This is a genomic window from Natronobacillus azotifigens (assembly GCF_026805325.1).
GTDB classification, from domain to species: domain Bacteria; phylum Bacillota; class Bacilli; order Bacillales; family Amphibacillaceae; genus Natronobacillus; species Natronobacillus azotifigens.
Map to the genome: position 1 here is coordinate 19157 of NZ_JAPRAT010000011.1, position 17987 is coordinate 37143.

The 17987-nt window shown below is 33.7% G+C and carries 17 protein-coding genes; all 17 read left to right on the plus strand.

All coding sequences use genetic code 11. The annotated features are described in order from the left end of the window. Positions 1-140 precede the first annotated feature (140 nt). The 17 genes from OWO01_RS07180 (at position 141) to OWO01_RS07260 (ending at position 17946) form a co-directional block, all read left to right on the plus strand. Positions 141-1271: a DegT/DnrJ/EryC1/StrS family aminotransferase gene (locus OWO01_RS07180; protein WP_268779762.1), complete on the plus strand. Its 1131-nt coding sequence runs from the start codon at positions 141-143 to the stop codon at positions 1269-1271. Beyond that, positions 1271-1915 carry a sugar transferase gene (locus OWO01_RS07185; protein ID WP_272506038.1) on the plus strand — a complete coding sequence of 215 codons (645 nt, stop codon included), beginning with the start codon at positions 1271-1273 and terminating at the stop codon, positions 1913-1915. The genes OWO01_RS07180 and OWO01_RS07185 overlap by 1 nt, the downstream gene beginning before the upstream one ends. Beyond that, the gene (locus OWO01_RS07190) at positions 1912-2532 is read left to right on the plus strand and encodes an acetyltransferase (protein ID WP_268779763.1); all 621 of its coding nucleotides are present in this window, start codon (positions 1912-1914) and stop codon (positions 2530-2532) included. The genes OWO01_RS07185 and OWO01_RS07190 overlap by 4 nt, the downstream gene beginning before the upstream one ends. Then, entirely contained in the window at positions 2532-3623 is a 1092-nt protein-coding gene (locus OWO01_RS07195) for a glycosyltransferase family 4 protein (RefSeq protein ID WP_268779764.1), read from the plus strand. Before OWO01_RS07190 ends, OWO01_RS07195 begins: the two co-directional genes overlap by 1 nt. Positions 3624-3626: 3 nt before the next feature. Continuing rightward, positions 3627-4520, plus strand: coding sequence for a glycosyltransferase family 2 protein (locus OWO01_RS07200; protein WP_268779765.1), 894 nt, complete (start codon positions 3627-3629; stop codon positions 4518-4520). A gap of 69 nt (positions 4521-4589) precedes the next feature. Continuing rightward, complete coding sequence (locus OWO01_RS07205) at positions 4590-5927, plus strand: O-antigen ligase family protein (protein ID WP_268779766.1); 1338 nt, start codon at positions 4590-4592, stop codon at positions 5925-5927. 92 nt (positions 5928-6019) lie between these two features. Then, complete coding sequence (locus OWO01_RS07210; RefSeq protein WP_268779767.1) at positions 6020-7078, plus strand: TDP-N-acetylfucosamine:lipid II N-acetylfucosaminyltransferase family protein; 1059 nt, start codon at positions 6020-6022, stop codon at positions 7076-7078. Further along, entirely contained in the window at positions 7079-7792 is a 714-nt protein-coding gene (locus tag OWO01_RS07215; RefSeq protein ID WP_268779768.1) for a GNAT family N-acetyltransferase, read from the plus strand. Next, positions 7792-8928 carry a dTDP-4-amino-4,6-dideoxygalactose transaminase gene (gene rffA, locus OWO01_RS07220; protein WP_268779769.1) on the plus strand — a complete coding sequence of 379 codons (1137 nt, stop codon included), beginning with the start codon at positions 7792-7794 and terminating at the stop codon, positions 8926-8928. Before OWO01_RS07215 ends, rffA begins: the two co-directional genes overlap by 1 nt. A gap of 2 nt (positions 8929-8930) precedes the next feature. Further along, positions 8931-9686: a hypothetical protein gene (locus OWO01_RS07225; protein ID WP_268779770.1), complete on the plus strand. Its 756-nt coding sequence runs from the start codon at positions 8931-8933 to the stop codon at positions 9684-9686. Beyond that, the gene (locus OWO01_RS07230) at positions 9673-10965 is read left to right on the plus strand and encodes a lipopolysaccharide biosynthesis protein (RefSeq protein ID WP_268779771.1); all 1293 of its coding nucleotides are present in this window, start codon (positions 9673-9675) and stop codon (positions 10963-10965) included. Before OWO01_RS07225 ends, OWO01_RS07230 begins: the two co-directional genes overlap by 14 nt. Next, a complete protein-coding gene (gene rfbA, locus OWO01_RS07235) occupies positions 10962-11834 on the plus strand; it encodes a glucose-1-phosphate thymidylyltransferase RfbA (RefSeq protein ID WP_268779772.1) in 873 nt (290 codons plus the stop codon). Before OWO01_RS07230 ends, rfbA begins: the two co-directional genes overlap by 4 nt. A 17-nt stretch (positions 11835-11851) precedes the next feature. Further along, entirely contained in the window at positions 11852-12868 is a 1017-nt protein-coding gene (rfbB, locus tag OWO01_RS07240) for a dTDP-glucose 4,6-dehydratase (RefSeq protein ID WP_268779773.1), read from the plus strand. Between the two features lie 18 nt (positions 12869-12886). Continuing rightward, complete coding sequence (locus tag OWO01_RS07245) at positions 12887-13909, plus strand: NAD-dependent epimerase (protein WP_268779774.1); 1023 nt, start codon at positions 12887-12889, stop codon at positions 13907-13909. Positions 13910-13914: 5 nt separating this feature from the next. Beyond that, positions 13915-15081 (plus strand): nucleotide sugar dehydrogenase, encoded by a 1167-nt coding sequence (locus OWO01_RS07250; protein ID WP_268779775.1) that lies wholly within the window; start codon positions 13915-13917, stop codon positions 15079-15081. 283 nt (positions 15082-15364) lie between these two features. Then, a complete protein-coding gene (locus tag OWO01_RS07255) occupies positions 15365-15541 on the plus strand; it encodes a hypothetical protein (RefSeq protein ID WP_268779776.1) in 177 nt (58 codons plus the stop codon). Positions 15542-15927: 386 nt separating this feature from the next. Then, positions 15928-17946, plus strand: a complete 2019-nt coding sequence (locus tag OWO01_RS07260) for a methyl-accepting chemotaxis protein (protein WP_268779777.1) — start codon at positions 15928-15930, stop codon at positions 17944-17946. The last annotated feature ends 41 nt before the right edge of the window (positions 17947-17987 follow it).

Here is a 17987-nt window from a genome sequence, read left to right on the forward strand (position 1 = left end):
GCTATAGGTAGTAGCTGATTCCCTTTTAAAGTGATAGGTCATATTCAGTGAATGTCATCTGGGTATTTTAGAAGTTAATTGGAATTTCCAATTAAGTTCTACTATACTAAGTAACCAACATTAGGAAGGAAGTCTTAAAGATGGGAACAACTAAAAATAAAGATAGAATTTTTCTTTCATCACCACATATGAGCGATGAAGGTTATGAAATGGAATATGTGCAGGAAGCTTTCGATACAAATTGGATTGCTCCACTAGGTGAAAACGTTAATGGATTTGAGAGAGAATTAGCAGATAAAGTTGGTTCAAAGGCAGCTGCAGCACTTTCCTCTGGAACGGCAGCTATTCACTTGGCATTAAAGGCAGCGGGAGTTGGTGAAGGGGATATTGTATTCTGTCCCACCCTTACATTTTCAGCCACAGCTAATCCAATTATCTATCAAAGTGCAACCCCTGTATTTATAGATAGTGATTATGCAACATGGAACATGTGTCCACAAGCATTAGAAGAAGCCTTTCATAAGTATCCAGAAGTTAAGGCAGTTATTGTTGTGCATCTGTATGGTTTGTCTGCTGATATGGATCAAATAGTAGAACTCTGTAAGAAACATAATGTTGTTTTAATAGAAGATGCAGCTGAAAGCTTAGGTACTTACTATAAAAGTAAACAGACCGGAACGTTTGGTGATTATGGAATATTCTCGTTTAACGGAAATAAAATCATTACTACTTCTGGTGGTGGAATGCTTGTTTCTGATAATGAAGAACGTATTGCAAAAGCTAGATTCTGGGCAACTCAATCTAGAGATCAAGCTAGACACTATCAGCATAGCGAATTAGGTTTTAATTATCGTATGAGTAATGTAGTTGCAGGTATTGGTAGAGGTCAACTTAAAGTATTGGATCAGAGAGTTGAAAAGAAACGATATATCTTTGACTATTACAAAAAAGAATTGGGGGAACTTGAAGGGGTTCAGTTCATGCCTACTAATGAATGGGACGAACCGAATTATTGGTTGAGTGCAATGACATTAAGTGGGAAAATTAGACCAATAGACATCTTTGAAGTTTTAGAGGAAGAGAATATTGAGTCAAGGCCAATTTGGAAACCGATGCATATGCAGCCATTCTTTGAGGAGTATGATTTTGTCGGAAAGAACGTGTCCAATGAACTGTTTGAAGATGGTGTTTGTTTGCCGAGTGATACTAAATTAACGGATTCACAGTTGACTAAAATTGTAGAGATAATAAAGAAGTTGTGGTGTAAATAATGAGTAGTTCAAAAGGTAAGATTTATAAAAGGTTTGTAAAAAGACCAATGGATTTTATGCTCTCATTGATTGCTATTATAGCCTTAAGTCCGATAATTTTACTATTGGCAATTTTAGTAAGAACTAGACTTGGTAGCCCGATACTATTTAAACAAAAACGACCTGGTCTAAATGAAAAAATCTTTATGATGTATAAATTCAGAACAATGACGAATGAAAAAGATGATAGTGGAGTTTTATTACCAGATAGTTTAAGATTGACAAAATTCGGAAAGTTTTTGAGATCTACATCGCTAGATGAGCTTCCTGAACTATTTAATATCCTAAAAGGTGAAATGTCTATAATTGGTCCTAGGCCTTTATTAATACAGTATCTGACTTTATATAATGATCATCAAAAGCGTCGACATGAAGTAAGACCGGGTTTATCAGGGTTAGCTCAAGTCAGCGGAAGGAATACGATTAGTTGGGAAGATAAGTTCAATCTTGATGTGAAATATGTCGATAACATGAGTTTTATAGGTGACTGGGAAATAATTTTACTTACAATCAAAAAAACGTTTGTCAGAGAAGGTGTTAATTCAAAAAACGCAGCTACAATTGAACCTTTTAAAGGGAATGAAAAGGAGCAAATCGGGTCATGAAAGATAAACTTCTTATAATTGGAGCTGGCGGGCACGGTAAAGTTGCAGCAGATATAGCAATAAAGTTGAACAAATGGGAGAGCATCGCCTTCCTCGATGATGACGTTGCTACTAAGAAGTGTATGGGATTGAAAGTTATCGGAAAAGTAGATGACTATTTTAGATATAGGAAGGAAGCCGAGTTCTTTGTAGCAATAGGAGATAATGCTATGAGAGAACTGTTGCAAGAAAAGCTGAGGACTGATGGTTCAAATATAATAAGTTTAGTTCATCCCGAAGCAATAATAGGACTAGATGTTGAAATTGGTGAAGGTACTGTTATTATGGCGGGGGCTGTTGTCAATAGCTCAAGCAATATTGGTAAAGGTTGCATTATTAATACGAGTTCTAGCTTGGATCATGACACTATCTTAGAAGATTATGTCCATATATCGCCTGGAGTGAGAAGTGCTGGGAACGTAAATATAGGAAAAGGTACGTGGCTAGGAATTGGTAGTGTTGTAAGCAATAACGTAAACATCTACAGTGGATGCAAAATAGGGGCAGGTGCTGTGGTGATAAAGCACATCAATGAACCTGGGACATATGTTGGGGTTCCGGTGAGGAGAATTAACTAATGAAGAAAGTTCTGATATTAGCTAATAATGATGTAGGATTGTATAAATTTAGAAAAGAACTGATTGAAGAACTGTTAAAAGATAACAAAGTGTTTATATCTTTACCTGATGGAAAGTTTGTAAAAGAACTGGTTGACTTAGGGTGTGAATTTATAAACACGAATATTAGCAGAAGAGGAACGAATCCTATTACTGACTTTAAACTGATGGTTAAGTATAAAAAGATTTTGGATAAGGTCAAGCCGGACATAGTATTGTCGTATACAATTAAACCTAATATCTACGGGGGAATGATGTGTAGGCTTGCCAAAACACCATACATTTCAAATATTACAGGGCTTGGCACCGCTGTCGAGAATGGTGGTTTGTTACAGAAAACTACTATATTTTTATACCAGTTAGCTTTAAAAAATGCTTCATGTGTGTTCTTTCAAAATAAGGAAAACGCTGACTTCATAAATAGTAAAATAAGCATTAAAGGAAAACAAAAAGTAATTCCTGGTTCTGGAGTTAACTTAAAGTTCTTTAAAGTTTTGGATTATCCTCAAGACGATGTTATTAATTTTTTATTTATCTCAAGAGTTATGAAGCAAAAAGGGATAGAACAATATCTTGATACAGCAGAATATATTAAGAGTAAATATCCTAACACTGAATTTCATATTCTTGGATTTTGTGAAGAATCTTATGAAGAAAAATTAAAAGATATGACTGAAAAAGGTATTATTCAATATCATGGTATGCAAAGTGATGTTAGGAAGTTTTATACGATTTCTCACTGTACAATACACCCAACATTTTATCCTGAAGGAATGTCGAATGTTCTTCTAGAAAGTGCAGCTTGTGGCAGACCTGTTATAACAACTAACAGAAGTGGTTGTAGAGAAATTGTAGAAGATGGAAGTACTGGTTTTATAGTAGAAGAACAGAATAGTAACGACATTATAGAGAAGGTAGAGAGATTTTTAAACATGAGTTTTGCTGAAAAAAAACAGATGGGTTTGGCTGGTAGAAAAAAGGTAGAAAAGGAGTTTAATAGGCAGGTAGTAGTTGATGCTTACTCCACGGAGATTTTTAAAAAGGAAGTATAACATATGAAAAAAGATGCTATGGTTACTGTAGTAACACCAACATTTAATAGAGGCTATATATTAGATAAGTGTTATCTATCATTAAAAAAACAAACTAATAAATCGTTTATTTGGATAATAATAGATGATGGATCAACAGATAACACAGAAAAATTAGTAGAAAAATGGATGAATGAAAAACACTTAAATATTGAATATTATAAGAAAAAAAATGGTGGAAAAGCATCCGCATTAAATTTCTCATTTGACATGCTAAAGACAAAGTACTTTGTCTGCTTGGATTCAGATGATCAATTGACACCAGGTGCAATAGAAGAAGCTATAAAAACTTTAGAACCTATCAGCAAAGAACCTTCATATTGTGGAATGTTGGCACTTAGAAATCATTGCAATGGAGGGGTAATGGGTGGTAGAAGAATACCTCTAAATGTAACTGAAACTACAATAATGGCCATAACTGATAAATATAGAATTAGGTCTGAATTTATTCAATTTTATAAAAAGGAAATAATTAACGATTATCGTTTTCCTGAAATTAAAGGCGAGAAGTTTATTTCACCAGAATATCTCGCTAGAGAGATTAATAGGAAGTATAAATTTAAAGTGTCACAAGAAAAACTTTGCATTTGTGAATATTTGGCGGATGGATTAACTAAAAATAAGCTTGAGATTATTAAAAAAAATCCAAAAGGTTATACATTAGTGAAAAAACAATCCTTTGACCTAGCTATAGGCCTTGTTCCTAAGAGCAAGCATGCAATAATGTACATTGCGGGCTCGATACTAAGTAATGATAAAAATGCCATTAAAAATTCACCTAACAAACTTATGACGTTATTATATTACCCTCTAGGATACTTAGCTTACTTAACGCGTTTTAAGATAAGAAAATATTAAAAATAGTGAAAAGTAATGGGGTAACATAAACTTTTAAAAATATACTTTAGATTTTAGGAGGCTTGTTAATTGAGTAACTTAATAACTATAGAGAGAAAAAAGAGAGGGATATTTATATTGCTTTTTTTAGCAATAATTAATCATATTATGCTAATTTATCCAAACTCTCAAAATATTAGTTATCTAACTTTAATTTTAATAGTTGTAACTCTGTATAATTCCAGTATTGGCTTAAGTCTTTGGATATTAACTATTAGTACTAGTGGTATATTTGAAACACAACATAATATGAGTACATTTAATACATTGTTAATAGCAGTTACAGGAACTTTATTGATAAAAGAGGTCATAAACAGCATAAAAACAGGTGCATTACAATACAAAAAAAATATAATATATTTTGTATTCATGTTAACTTTAACATCTGTTATTTCCTATATTTTCAATTTGGATGGAACAAGTTTTGCGAGTAACATTGCGTTATTCTGCTTTTTGATGATACTAATTTTTACTGCTAGATTGTGTTATGTAGATCATACAGCAATTAATTTATTTTTATATGCATTTATTATAGCTACCATAAGTGCACTTGTTTTTTCGGCACCAGAAATTATGTCCGATGGTTTTAGAAGACTTAGTGTGGCTGGTAATGTACGTGCTATGTCCAATATTGTTGGTTATTCATTATTTACTATGCTTATATCATTGATTTACAGGAATTATATTTTATCAAGCTATAGCTACTTATCTTTTCCTTTTACAAGAGGGAATAGAATGATTCATATCTTTCTCATTTCAATCTTTGCAATACTCTTAATAATGACAGGCTCTCGTGGGGTTATATTAGCTATAGTGATTTCTTTTGGAGTCATGTTATTTTTTTCTATGCTATGGAAAGGGAAAATAAGAAGAATCAATAAAGGTTATTTAATCTTTTCCTTTTTGATGATAATTATTGCAATTTCTCTATTGGTTAGTTCCTTGCCGACAGAAACAGAGCTATTTGAAAGATTACGACCCTCCGCATCGCTTTATACAGGCGACTCGTATTTTGGTAATATTAGATGGTTAATTTGGGAGACTACCATTAGAGAGATGAATGGAATGCAGTGGTTTTTTGGAGCTGGGTTAGCACAATTTAGAAACTTAGCAATTAAAGGAGGATTTGACTACTATGCTCATTCTGTGTTTGTAGATACTTTTGTTTCGTTGGGTTTTATTGGATTTAGTATATTGTTTTTATTTCTGCTCAGGATTTCATACGTAGTTATAAAAAACAGGAATATACTTACTTTAGGTCTTCTCAGTTACCTGATCATTTCTTTCTTTACACATGGAATGCTACTGAATAGTTTTTTTTGGGTTAATCTGGCGATTGTTTGTGGGATCTCATATAAAGGTCTGTAAAAATTCCAATAGTGTAAAATTTTTTTGTAATTGAAATTATTTATTTGATATTTATATAGAAACATATAAGCAATAGGAGTGAATAGTAAACAGTGTATAATTTACATGTAATGCCAAATCAAAAATTTACACAATCCTATATTCAATTCGTTAATAAAGAATTTAATTCTTATGAACATTTTTTCGTTATTTTAGGTGAAGGAAATACTGAAAATAACCCGATCCTACTTAATGGTAATGTAATATGTGTGAGCAAAAAAATAGTACATTTATTTAAATTGCTTAGAGAAATGAATTGCTCAGATAAAATAATACTACACAGTATTTTTTCCTCAAGCATAGTAATACTTTTATTCATGCAGCCTTGGTTATTAAAAAAATGTTATTGGGTTGTCTGGGGGGGAGACTTATATTGTCGTGAAGTGAGTAATAGGGGTTTTTTATATAATCTATATGAATTCATACGTAAATCTATTATTAAGAAAATGGCTGGTTTAGTAACACATATTAAAGGAGATTATGATTTAGCTAAAAGATGGTACGGATTTAAAGGGAAATACTATTACTCATTTTTGTACCCTAGTAATTTGTATAAAGATTACATTGTCAATAAGGAATTAGAAACCACTGATAGAATATACATTCAAATTGGTAACTCTGCTGATCCAAGTAATAATCATATAGAAATTTTGGACAAAGTAAATAAATATAAAGATATGGAAATAGAAATTATATGCCCGTTATCATATGGAGATGAAGGTTATGCTGAAACAATTATAAACTATGGAAGAAATCTGTATGGGGAAAAATTCACTCCAATAACTGAATTCATGCCTTTCGATAAATATCTCGATATACTTGCTAAAATTGATATAGCCATTTTCAATCATAAAAGACAACAGGCGCTAGGGAACATAATATCATTATTAGGATTGGGGAAAAAGGTTTATATACGCGATGTAATTACTACATGGCAGTTTTGTTTAGATCATGATTTGAAGGTATATAATGCAAATGATGATTTTGAGAATTTATTTGAAGAAATGGGTAAAGAAGTTCGGGAAAAAAACATTAAAAATGTGAAAAGGCAGTTTTCAGAATCAAAATTAATTGAAGATTGGAAGGGGATTTTTAGTGAAGGTGAAGTTTAGGTGTTAAAAATAACCAAAATGGAATGGGATACTAACTTTTGGAACGTAGGACTTTACAATGCAAACAAATTATATGAAGCAGAACCTAATGAATTAGATTACCATAATGAATTGGATAGCACGCCATATATTATTCAAGCGTTAGCAAACGATAGTGATATAGATTATATTAATTTTTTGGTAGATAACAATTTCAGATTTGTTGAAAGTAAAGTGAATCTAGTAAAAGAGGTTCAAGAGGAAAGTGAAATAGTTGAAGTCAATGCTTTTCAAGATGCTAAAGTTGAGGACTTCCATGTATGGAAAGATAAATTTTATTCATTATATGGAGGCGTATCTAGATTTTCTTCCATAGGTAGTAAACAAAAAATAAATGAATTTTATTACACATGGGTTACTAATAGTATAAAAGGAGAACTGGATGATAACTGTGTTGGTTATTATGGTGAAGATTCTTTAGAAGGATTTATCACTTATAAAATCTCGAATAAAAAGTTAGTGATTGGGTTAATTGGTGTTTTCCCTGAGTTTCAAGGTAAAAAAATTAGTCAAAGACTATTATGTTTCATTAATAATTTATCTATTAATAATAATTGTAATAAAATATACGTTTCAACACAGGGGAGAAATACCAAAGCAATTAATGCCTATATTAAAAGTGGTTTCTTAATCAATAATATAATGCAGTGGTATTATTGCAAGGGGGGATTTTAATGATAAATTTTAATAAACCACCTTTCATAGGAAAGGAACAAAAATATATTAGAGAAGTAATAGAAGATAGACAAAAGATTTGTGGAGATGGACATTTTACCATGAAGTGTAATTCTTGGTTTGAAAAAAATTTCTCCATCCCAAAAGTCTTACTTACTACATCATGTACCCATGCTCTAGAAATGGCAGCAATATTAGCTAATATTCAACCAGGGGATGAAGTAATAGCACCGTCTTTTACTTTTGTTTCAACAGTGAATGCATTCGTGTTGAGAGGAGCTAAAATTATTTTTGTTGATATTAGACCAGATACCATGAATATTGATGAAAATTTAATTGAACAAGCTATTACATGTAAAACTAAAGCAATTGTACCAGTACATTACGCGGGAGTATCGTGCGAAATGAATAGAATTTTGGAGATCGCTAAAAAATACAATCTAGTTGTTATTGAAGATGCTGCCCAAGGTGTAATGTCCAAATATAATGGAAAAGCTCTAGGAGCTATTGGTGATTTGGGAACTTATAGTTTCCATGAAACTAAGAATTATACAATGGGTGAAGGAGGAGCGCTTTTAATTCAGAACAAGAATTTAATTGAAAGAGCAGAGATTATCCGTGAAAAAGGGACTAATAGAAGTAAATTTTTCAGAGGTCAGATAGATAAATATTCATGGGTTGATATAGGAAGTTCATATTTACCTAGTGAGTTGAACGCAGCTTATTTATATGCCCAGCTTGAAGAAGCTGAAATGATTAATACTAACAGGCTAAAGACATGGAACCTATATTATAGAGAATTAAAAGAGCTAGAAGATAAAGGTCTAATTGAATTACCCGTAATACCAAGTAATTGTCAACACAACGCTCATATGTTTTATATTAAATGTAGTACTTTTGAAGAAAGACAAGCTCTAATAAAGTATCTTAAGAGAAAACAAATTACTGCTAGTTTTCATTATATTCCTTTACACTCCTCAGAAGCTGGGAAGAAATACGGTGAATTCTATGGAGAAGACAAATATACTACGACAGAGAGTGAAAGAATTTTAAGGTTACCTCTGTATTATAAAATTTCAGAAGAAGATATGAGTGAAGTCACTAATTCTATTAAGCATTTTTATAAGGGGAAATAAACATGATTATAGAATTTATTGCACCACCTGGTTCTGGGAAAACATATCTTGCTAAAAAAATAGAAAGTCTTTTTAAACAAGAAGATACTGGAATAGATGGAGTTTATACAAGAGCGGATATTAGTAAGAAAGGTATTCAATCTAACTCAAGTTTTACAAAAAGAATATTTAATAAATTGAGCTATTTATCTTTTATTGACGGGAATTTTATTAGAATTTGCTTAAAAATATTAAAATCGAAAAAAAAAATAAAAATTAAAAAACGAGAAATATCATATATATTAGTAAACTTTAAAAATAACATGATAATAAACAGAAATATTAATAACAAATCAATTGTCATATTAGATGAAGGTATTATTCAAGCATCTGGTATTTATATGGGTAGCAAATATAATCCTAAACTATTTGATCATTATTTAAATTCTGTAATGCAAAACAAGAAAATTAATTATAGCAAACACTCAAAAATTTATATAATCATCGAAAGTAATATCGAAAAAAATTATGAGAGAATTGAAAAAAGAAAACAAGGCTGGCCGAAAGTTTGGTCTGAGTATACTAATATTCAAAAACACTCAGCGCTAGAAAATGAATTTGAGAAGGTTAAGGAGATACAGGATAGATTACTGCTCAACGGAGAGAATGTGTTTTTAATAAAAAATGATTTCAATAGGGATTCATTTATATCTGATTTCAGTCAAATAATAAAACTAGTAAATTATAAGATCAAGGAGAACAATCTTGAATTCAATTAGAAAACTACTCAGAAATAATTTTTCGAAAAATGTTTTTATGATCGCTGGTGGGACGGCAATTGCGCAAGTGTTAAATTTGTTCTTTTCTCCAATAATAACAAGGCTTTATACACCCGATGAAATAGGTATTCTTACAATATTCACATCGATCATTAGCATACTCATTATTGCTTCTTCCTTAAGGTATGAAATCGCAATACCAATAGCTACAAAAGAGAAGCAAGCTGTAAATTTATTAGTTTTAAGTTTTGTAATTCTATTGCTCTATGTTGTAATGTTAATTATTATTGTTGGTGTGGGAAACTCATTCTTGTTTATATTTGGTAACACAAATCAAATAACAAAATTTCGGTGGTTTATACCTTTAGGGGTGTTATTTTTGGGATGTTATCAAATTTTAAACAGATGGGCTTTACGAGAGAAAAATTTTAAAGCTATTAGTAAAACTAGGGTGAGCCAGACAGTTTTTGGTGAATTATCAAAAATTACGTTTGGTATATCTAACTTTGGACCTATAGGATTAATAATAGGGAAAATTATTAGTCATAGTGCAGGAACACTAACGCTATCAAAATCTTTATTAAATAGACGTGAATTATTTCAATTAGTTTCGTTAAAAGATATGAAGTGTGTGTGGAAAAGGTATTATCATTTCCCGCTATACTCTGGTCCGGATAAATTACTCCATACATTCACAATGCAATTGCCTATTATTTTTTTGGCTAGCATTTATGGTGGGGGTGTGGTTGGTTTCTATGGATTAGCAAATAATATAGTCAAATTACCAATGTCGCTGATTGGTAAATCTGTTGCTGATGTTTTTTATAGTGAAATAGCTAGTATGGGTAAAGAAAATCCACAAAAAATTAAAGAATTGACTGATTCTTTACAAAAAAAACTCATATTAATTGCTCTCTTACCCCTAATATTATTATTGTTGGGAGGACCATTCCTTTTTTCCTTGGTGTTCGGTGATGGCTGGTATCAAGCTGGTGAGTATGCAAGATTGTTATCAATACTAGTTTTTTTTAATTTTATTACTACACCAATTAGTAATATAACCTCCGTTTTTGAAAGAGTAAGAGAATCGTTTTTTTTGGTTGTTTTGCGTTTAATACTAGTTCTTATAGTGTTTGGTATAGTATATTTACTTTCATTAAATTCATACTGGGCAGTAGGTCTTTACTCTGTAGTTATGTCATTAAATTATCTAGCAATATATAGTTTTTCTCAATGGATATTAAAAAAAGAAATAAGTAAAATAGAGGAGGCATTATGAAGGGAATAATATTAGCTGGAGGATCAGGTACGCGTTTATATCCTCTCACAAAAAGTGTATCTAAGCAAATCTTACCTATATATGATAAACCAATGATATATTACCCTTTGTCTGTTTTAATGCTCGCCAATATAAAAGAAGTCTTAATTATTTCCACACCAAGAGATATCAAAATTTTTAAAGAGTTGCTTGGTGATGGGAAGCAAATAGGAATGAGTTTTAGTTATGCTATTCAAGCTAACCCCAATGGATTAGCAGAGGCTTTTATTATAGGTAAGGATTTTATAGGTGATGAATCTGTGGCATTAATTTTAGGAGATAATATTTTTTATGGATCAAACTTTGGTAATAGATTAAAACAAATTTCTAACAATAATCACCCAGCTACGATTTTTGGATGTTATGTTAAAGATCCAAGAGCATACGGAGTAGTGGAGGTTGATGAAATGAACAACGCTATATCTATTGAAGAAAAACCGGATAATCCAAAATCATCCTATGCAGTACCTGGATTATATTTCTTTAATAATAGTGTAGTTAATATCGCAAAGAAGGTCAAACCATCAGTTAGAGGGGAGAAGGAGATAACATCAATTATTGAATATTACTTAAAAAGAAATCAGTTAAAAGTTGAATTAACCGGTAGAGGTTTAGCGTGGCTAGATACAGGAACTCATGAATCACTACTAGAAGCTTCAAATTTTGTTGAAGCAATACAAAAACGCCAAGGCCTATATATAGCTTGTATTGAAGAAATTGCGTTTCGTAAAGGGTATATAAATAGAGATCAGTTAATAAAATTAGCAGCTCCATTGATAAAAACTGCATACGGACAATATTTGATTGAGGTTGGAAATTCTATAAAATAATATTAGGTGGGGTTAAAATGAGAGTGTTGGTAACAGGTGGAGCAGGGTTTATTGGAGGAAATTTTGTTCAATACATGGTTGATAAATATCCTGATTATACCGTATGTAATCTAGATAAATTAACGTATGCGGGGGATTTAACAAAACACCAAAGTATAGAAGCTAAAGAAAACTATTCATTTGTTCAGGCAGATGTAGCAGATAGAGAGTCTATAATGGCTTTATTTGAAAAAGAACAATTTGATTATGTTATTCATTTTGCGGCAGAAAGTCATGTTGATCGTTCAATAGAAGATCCTGAAATATTTATTAAAACAAATGTTCAAGGTACACAAGTTCTACTAGATGCTTCTAAAACATTCGGTATCAATAAGTTTGTCCATGTATCAACAGATGAAGTTTATGGAGAATTGACGTTTGACTGCAAAACGTTTTTTACAGAGGAAACCCCTTTACAACCTAATAGTCCATACAGTGCTAGTAAAGCTTCGTCAGATATGCTAGTTAGAGCATACCATGAGACATATAATTTACCAGTAAATATTACTCGCTGTTCTAATAATTATGGACCTTATCATTTTCCAGAAAAGCTTATTCCTCTAACGATTTCAAGAGTTTTAAATGAAGAAAAAGTTCCTGTATACGGTGAAGGAGATAATATTCGCGATTGGTTACATGTTTATGATCATTGTACCGCGATAGATTTGGTTATGCATGAAGGCCGAGTTGGGGAAGTATATAATGTTGGTGGGCATAATGAAAGAACAAATTTAGAGGTTGTAAAAACAATAATAAATAGTTTGAATAAATCTGAAGAGCTTATCGAATTTGTGAAAGACCGATTAGGACATGATAAAAGATATGCTATTGATCCGACAAAGCTCGAGAAATTAGGCTGGAAACCTAAATATAATTTTGATACAGGTATTAATCAAACGATTCAATGGTATATAGCGAACAAAGACTGGTGGAAGCAAATCATTAGTGGGGAATACCAGAAATATTTTGATCATCAGTACGACTTAAAAAAGTAAGCTGGAGGAGTAATCGTAATGCGAACCATCCTAGTTACAGGCGCCGCCGGTTTCATCGGTATGCACCTTTCTAAACGGTTATTAGAAGAAGGTCATCGTGTCATTGGTTATGACAATCTTAATGACTATTACGATGTTCAGTTAAAAAAAGATCGTTTAGCGATTCTAGAGAGTTATCAGGATTTTGTGTTTTACGAGCAAACATTAGAAGATAGAGAAGCGCTAAATCAAGTGTTTGAAAAAGAAAAGATTGATATTATTATCAATCTAGCGGCACAAGCTGGGGTTCGCTATAGTTTAGAGAATCCACATGTGTATGTTGATTCCAATATTGTAGGTTTTGTGAATATTTTAGAAGCCGCTCGACATTTCAACGTGAACCATCTGATCTATGCATCATCAAGCTCTGTCTATGGTGCAAATGTGAAGATGCCATTCTCAACAGAAGATGAAGTGAATCACCCAATTAGTTTATATGCAGCAACGAAGAAATCGAATGAATTGATGGCCCATACGTATAGTCACCTATACAACATTCCAACTACAGGTTTGCGCTTCTTCACGGTATATGGACCTATGGGGCGTCCTGACATGGCTTATTTTTCTTTCACAAAAAATATCCTTGCAGGGGAAACGATTAAGGTGTTTAACAATGGCGAAATGATGCGAGATTTTACCTATGTGGATGATATCGTGGACGGAATTGTTCGGTTGCTCGATCACCCACCGAAAGCGAATCCGGATTATGATCGAGAACACCCAACACCAAGTGCGAGCCATGCGCCATATAAAGTATACAACATCGGAAATAATCAACCAGTGAAGTTGATGGATTTTATCCAAACATTAGAAAAGCATATCGGTGTGGAAGCGAATAAACAATTTTTACCGATGCAACCTGGAGATGTACAAGCCACTTATGCAGATATTGATGAGCTACAACAAACAACAGGCTTTGCCCCAACAACCACGATTGATCAAGGGTTAAAACAGTTTGTGGAATGGTATATGGAATATTACCATAATGACGAAGGACGGTGAAGAAAATGAAAATTGCAGTAGCAGGAACGGGTTATGTTGGTTTATCGAATGCTATTTTATTGGCGCAACACAATGAGGTAGTGGCATTGGATATTATAGAAGAAAAGGTTGAAATGATCAATAATAAAAAATCACCGATTGTTGATCCAGAGATCGAAGACTTTTTGGCGACTAAACCATTGAACTTAGTAGCGACAACCAACCCGAATGTAGCATATCAAGGTGCAGAGTTTGTTATTATTTCTACACCGACAAATTATGATCCAGAGAAGAACTATTTTGATACAACTACAGTAGAACGGGTCATTGAAGATGTTATCGAGATTAATCCAGAGGCTACGATGATTATTAAATCAACTGTCCCTGTTGGGTATACATTAGAAGTGCGGGCAAAATTCAAAACAGAAAATATTGTTTTCTCCCCAGAGTTTTTACGAGAGGGAAAAGCGCTTTATGACAACCTATACCCATCACGAATTGTCGTTGGAGAACAATCACCACGTGCCCAAACGTTTGCCGATCTTTTAGTAGAAGGTGCAATAAAAGAAGATATTGCCGTTTTATTTACTGATGCTACAGAAGCAGAAGCCATTAAGTTATTTGCGAATACATATTTGGCTTTACGCGTCGCATATTTCAATGAATTAGATTCTTATGCGGAGATAAGAGGTCTTGATGCCAAGCAGATTATCGAAGGTGTGGGCTATGATCCACGTATCGGAGATCATTATAACAATCCATCATTCGGTTATGGTGGCTACTGTTTACCGAAAGATACGAAACAATTATTAGCAAACTATTCTGATGTGCCACAAAATATTATGTCTGCGATTGTCGATGCTAACCGAACAAGAAAAGACCATGTGTCGGACATGATACTGAAACGAGATCCAAAGGTCGTAGGGATTTATCGCCTAACCATGAAGATGGATTCAGATAACTTCAGACAATCCGCAATTCAAGGCGTGATGAAACGCCTAAAAGCGAAAGGAATTGAAGTGGTCGTATACGAACCGGTTTTACAAGAAGATGAATTTTATCATTCACGTGTCGTAAAAGACTTTGACGAATTCAAGCAAATCTCCGATGTCATTGTTGCGAACCGATTAACCGATGATATTAGAGATGTTGAAGATAAGGTTTATACGAGAGATTTGTTTGCGAGGGATTAATAGAGGACTTTAGACGCGTCCATTGGGCGTGTCTTTTAATTTTGCAATTATGTGAAGTATTGAGCAATAGAGAGTTAATCAGGTTTAACAAAGATTTTGTCTGCTTTTGGCGGAAAGATCAGATTGTAATTATTCATAGTAGTATGGATTTAAATGCTAGGTATCATAAAATAACATATGACTACAATGTGTCATGACATAGAGAAAAAATTTCAAATGAAAAGCATGAAACTAAAATGAAGCTACTAATAATAGAAAATACTACAAAAATAAGGTCTCTAATTTGGCACAAGCGGATGCGAGTATTACACCAAAACAATTAAACACTCTCAATGTAAAACTAGACATTGAAGGATTAGCTGCAATGGCTAATAGCATCTTAGATAAGAACGATCAATTATTGGGGGGATTTGACTATATAAAATTGAGCCATACCTCACATTCAGATCGCCCCCTATAAAAGGAACTTTTAGCAGCCAGTTTTACTTTTACCTATCTTGCTAAAAGTTTTTTGCAAGGAAAGAAGGAGTTTCAGTCCGGAACGATGAATTATATAATAAAGGGATTCTACAAAATTCTACAAATTTCGAGTATGAACGTCCAATCTCTCTACCCTCCCCGTCGCAGCTTGATCAGGTCCATGTAACATTTAATGCTATCATTCTCAAAGGTTAACAGGTTTATTTTAAATTTTTAAATAGGAGGTGCAATTTTGCCAAGGAAAAAAAGTATTTTGTTTCCTAGAGCTAAATATCACATTGCGAGTCGTGGTATCCGGAGAACGGGGTAACAAAGTTAGCGCCTTTCTGTATACGTTTATAATAACATCAAAGGGGGATTTTCTAGATGAAAAGTATCAGCACGAAGTTAGTCGTATATTTCTCTGTCATAATGACAGTAGCTTTAATTGTTTTAGGGATTGTGATTATGAACGGGGCTAGTATCTCAATTAAAAATGATGCAGAAGAAAGTTTGCTTTCTTTGTCAAATGAAGCGGCGCGCGTTGCCGATAGCAGGATTCATGCGGAATTTCTTTATCTTGAAGGTCTAGCCAATCTTCCACAAATCAAGGAAGACACGCGTGATATTGATGAAGCGATGAATGTGTTTAAAGAGCGTGCACAAGAAACAGGTTATTTGCGCATCGGCATTGCCGACCTTAATGGTAACTTGTATTTATCAGATTCTTACGGTGATGATGGTGATATCGTCGATATTTCTGAACGCGAATATTACCAACAATCATTACAAGGTGAGCGTGGTTTAATGCCACCGTCGACAAGTGTTAATGCAGCTGATGGAGACCGATTGGTTATGGTGACATCAGTACCTATTGTTGAGGATGGACAAGTTACGGGCGTTATAGTAGCTGTTGGAGACGCTGACTTTTTAAGTGTGATTGTTGAAGATATTCAAGTTGGTGAGAGTGGCTATGCATATATGATTGATGACACCGGAACCGTTGTCGCTCACCGTGATCGCGAAATGATTCGAGATTTCTTTAATCCAATTGCATTATCTGAAGAAGATTCATCTTTATCTTCTGTGGCCACACAATTTGAGGACATACTTGCCTCAGAAGCTGGTGTAGATAGTTATACATTTAGAGGAAATCATTTATATATAGGTTATGCTAATGTTGGAGATACAGGTTGGAATCTTGTTGTAACAGCAGATGAACAAGAAGTCTTATCATCAGTAAATGACTTACAACGAACGGCGATTATTATGGTCGCAGGTGCAGTATTGATTGCCATTATCTTAACTTTTATTGTCGGTTCGGGCATATCTAAGCCAATCCGATTAGTCTCACAATCAGCAGAACAGATTGGCAGATTAGATTTAAGTCAAGATATTGATCCTTCCTTACTAAAAAGTAAAGATGAGGTAGGACAGTTAGCAGCCTCGCTTCAAGCTGTCACTGAAAATATGCGCAGGATTATTCGTCAAATTGATGAATCAGCAGGTGATGTCTCTGCTGCCTCAGAACAATTAACAGCCACGTCTCAACAGTCAGCTTCAGCTTCAGAAGAGGTTGCTTCAACGATTCAAGACATCGCTAATGGTGCGGAGAATCAGGCAGAAAATACCGAAGCCGGATCTGAAAAAGCGTATCAGCTTGGAAACGTTGTTGAACAAGAACAAGAAGTCGTTGCTAGTTTAAATCAAGCATTTAAAGAAGTTAACCGAGCAGTTGAAGAAGGTATGGTTGAAATTAAACGTTTGGCATCTATATCAGACCAGACATCAAAAGCGACCAAAGAAGTGGGATACGGTATCAAAAATACTAATGAAAGTTCTCAACGAATTGGTGAAGCAAGCAGTGTGATCGCAAATATTGCTGAGCAGACTAATCTTTTAGCACTTAATGCTGCGATTGAAGCCGCACGTGCGGGTGAAGCTGGTAAAGGATTCTCTGTTGTGGCCGAAGAAATTCGTAAGCTCGCAGAACAGTCAACCGATTCGACGGTCTCTATTGATCAGATTGTTAAAGAGTTGCAAGCAAATGCTGGGCGTTCGGTTAAAGTGATGGACGACGTGTCAAAAGCACTGGAGGAGCAACTCTCTAGCGTTAAATTGACGCAAACAAAGTACCAACAAATTGAAGAGACGATGCGTACGTCAGACCAAGCAGTTAATAGTTTAAATGATACAGGTCGACAGATGTCAGAAATTAAAGATGAAATTGTCTCGTCACTAGAAAACTTATCAGCGATCGCAGAAGAAAACTCTGCTGCGACAGAAGAAGTATCTGCTGCGACAGAAGAACAGACAGCATCGATGGAGGAGGCCTCTCGCTCAAGTTTAAGTCTTGCTGAGTTAGCGGTTGATTTGAAAAACCTAATTGAACAGTTTAAGCTGTAATGGATAAAACACCTTTGACAACATGATGGGAACCTCATCTG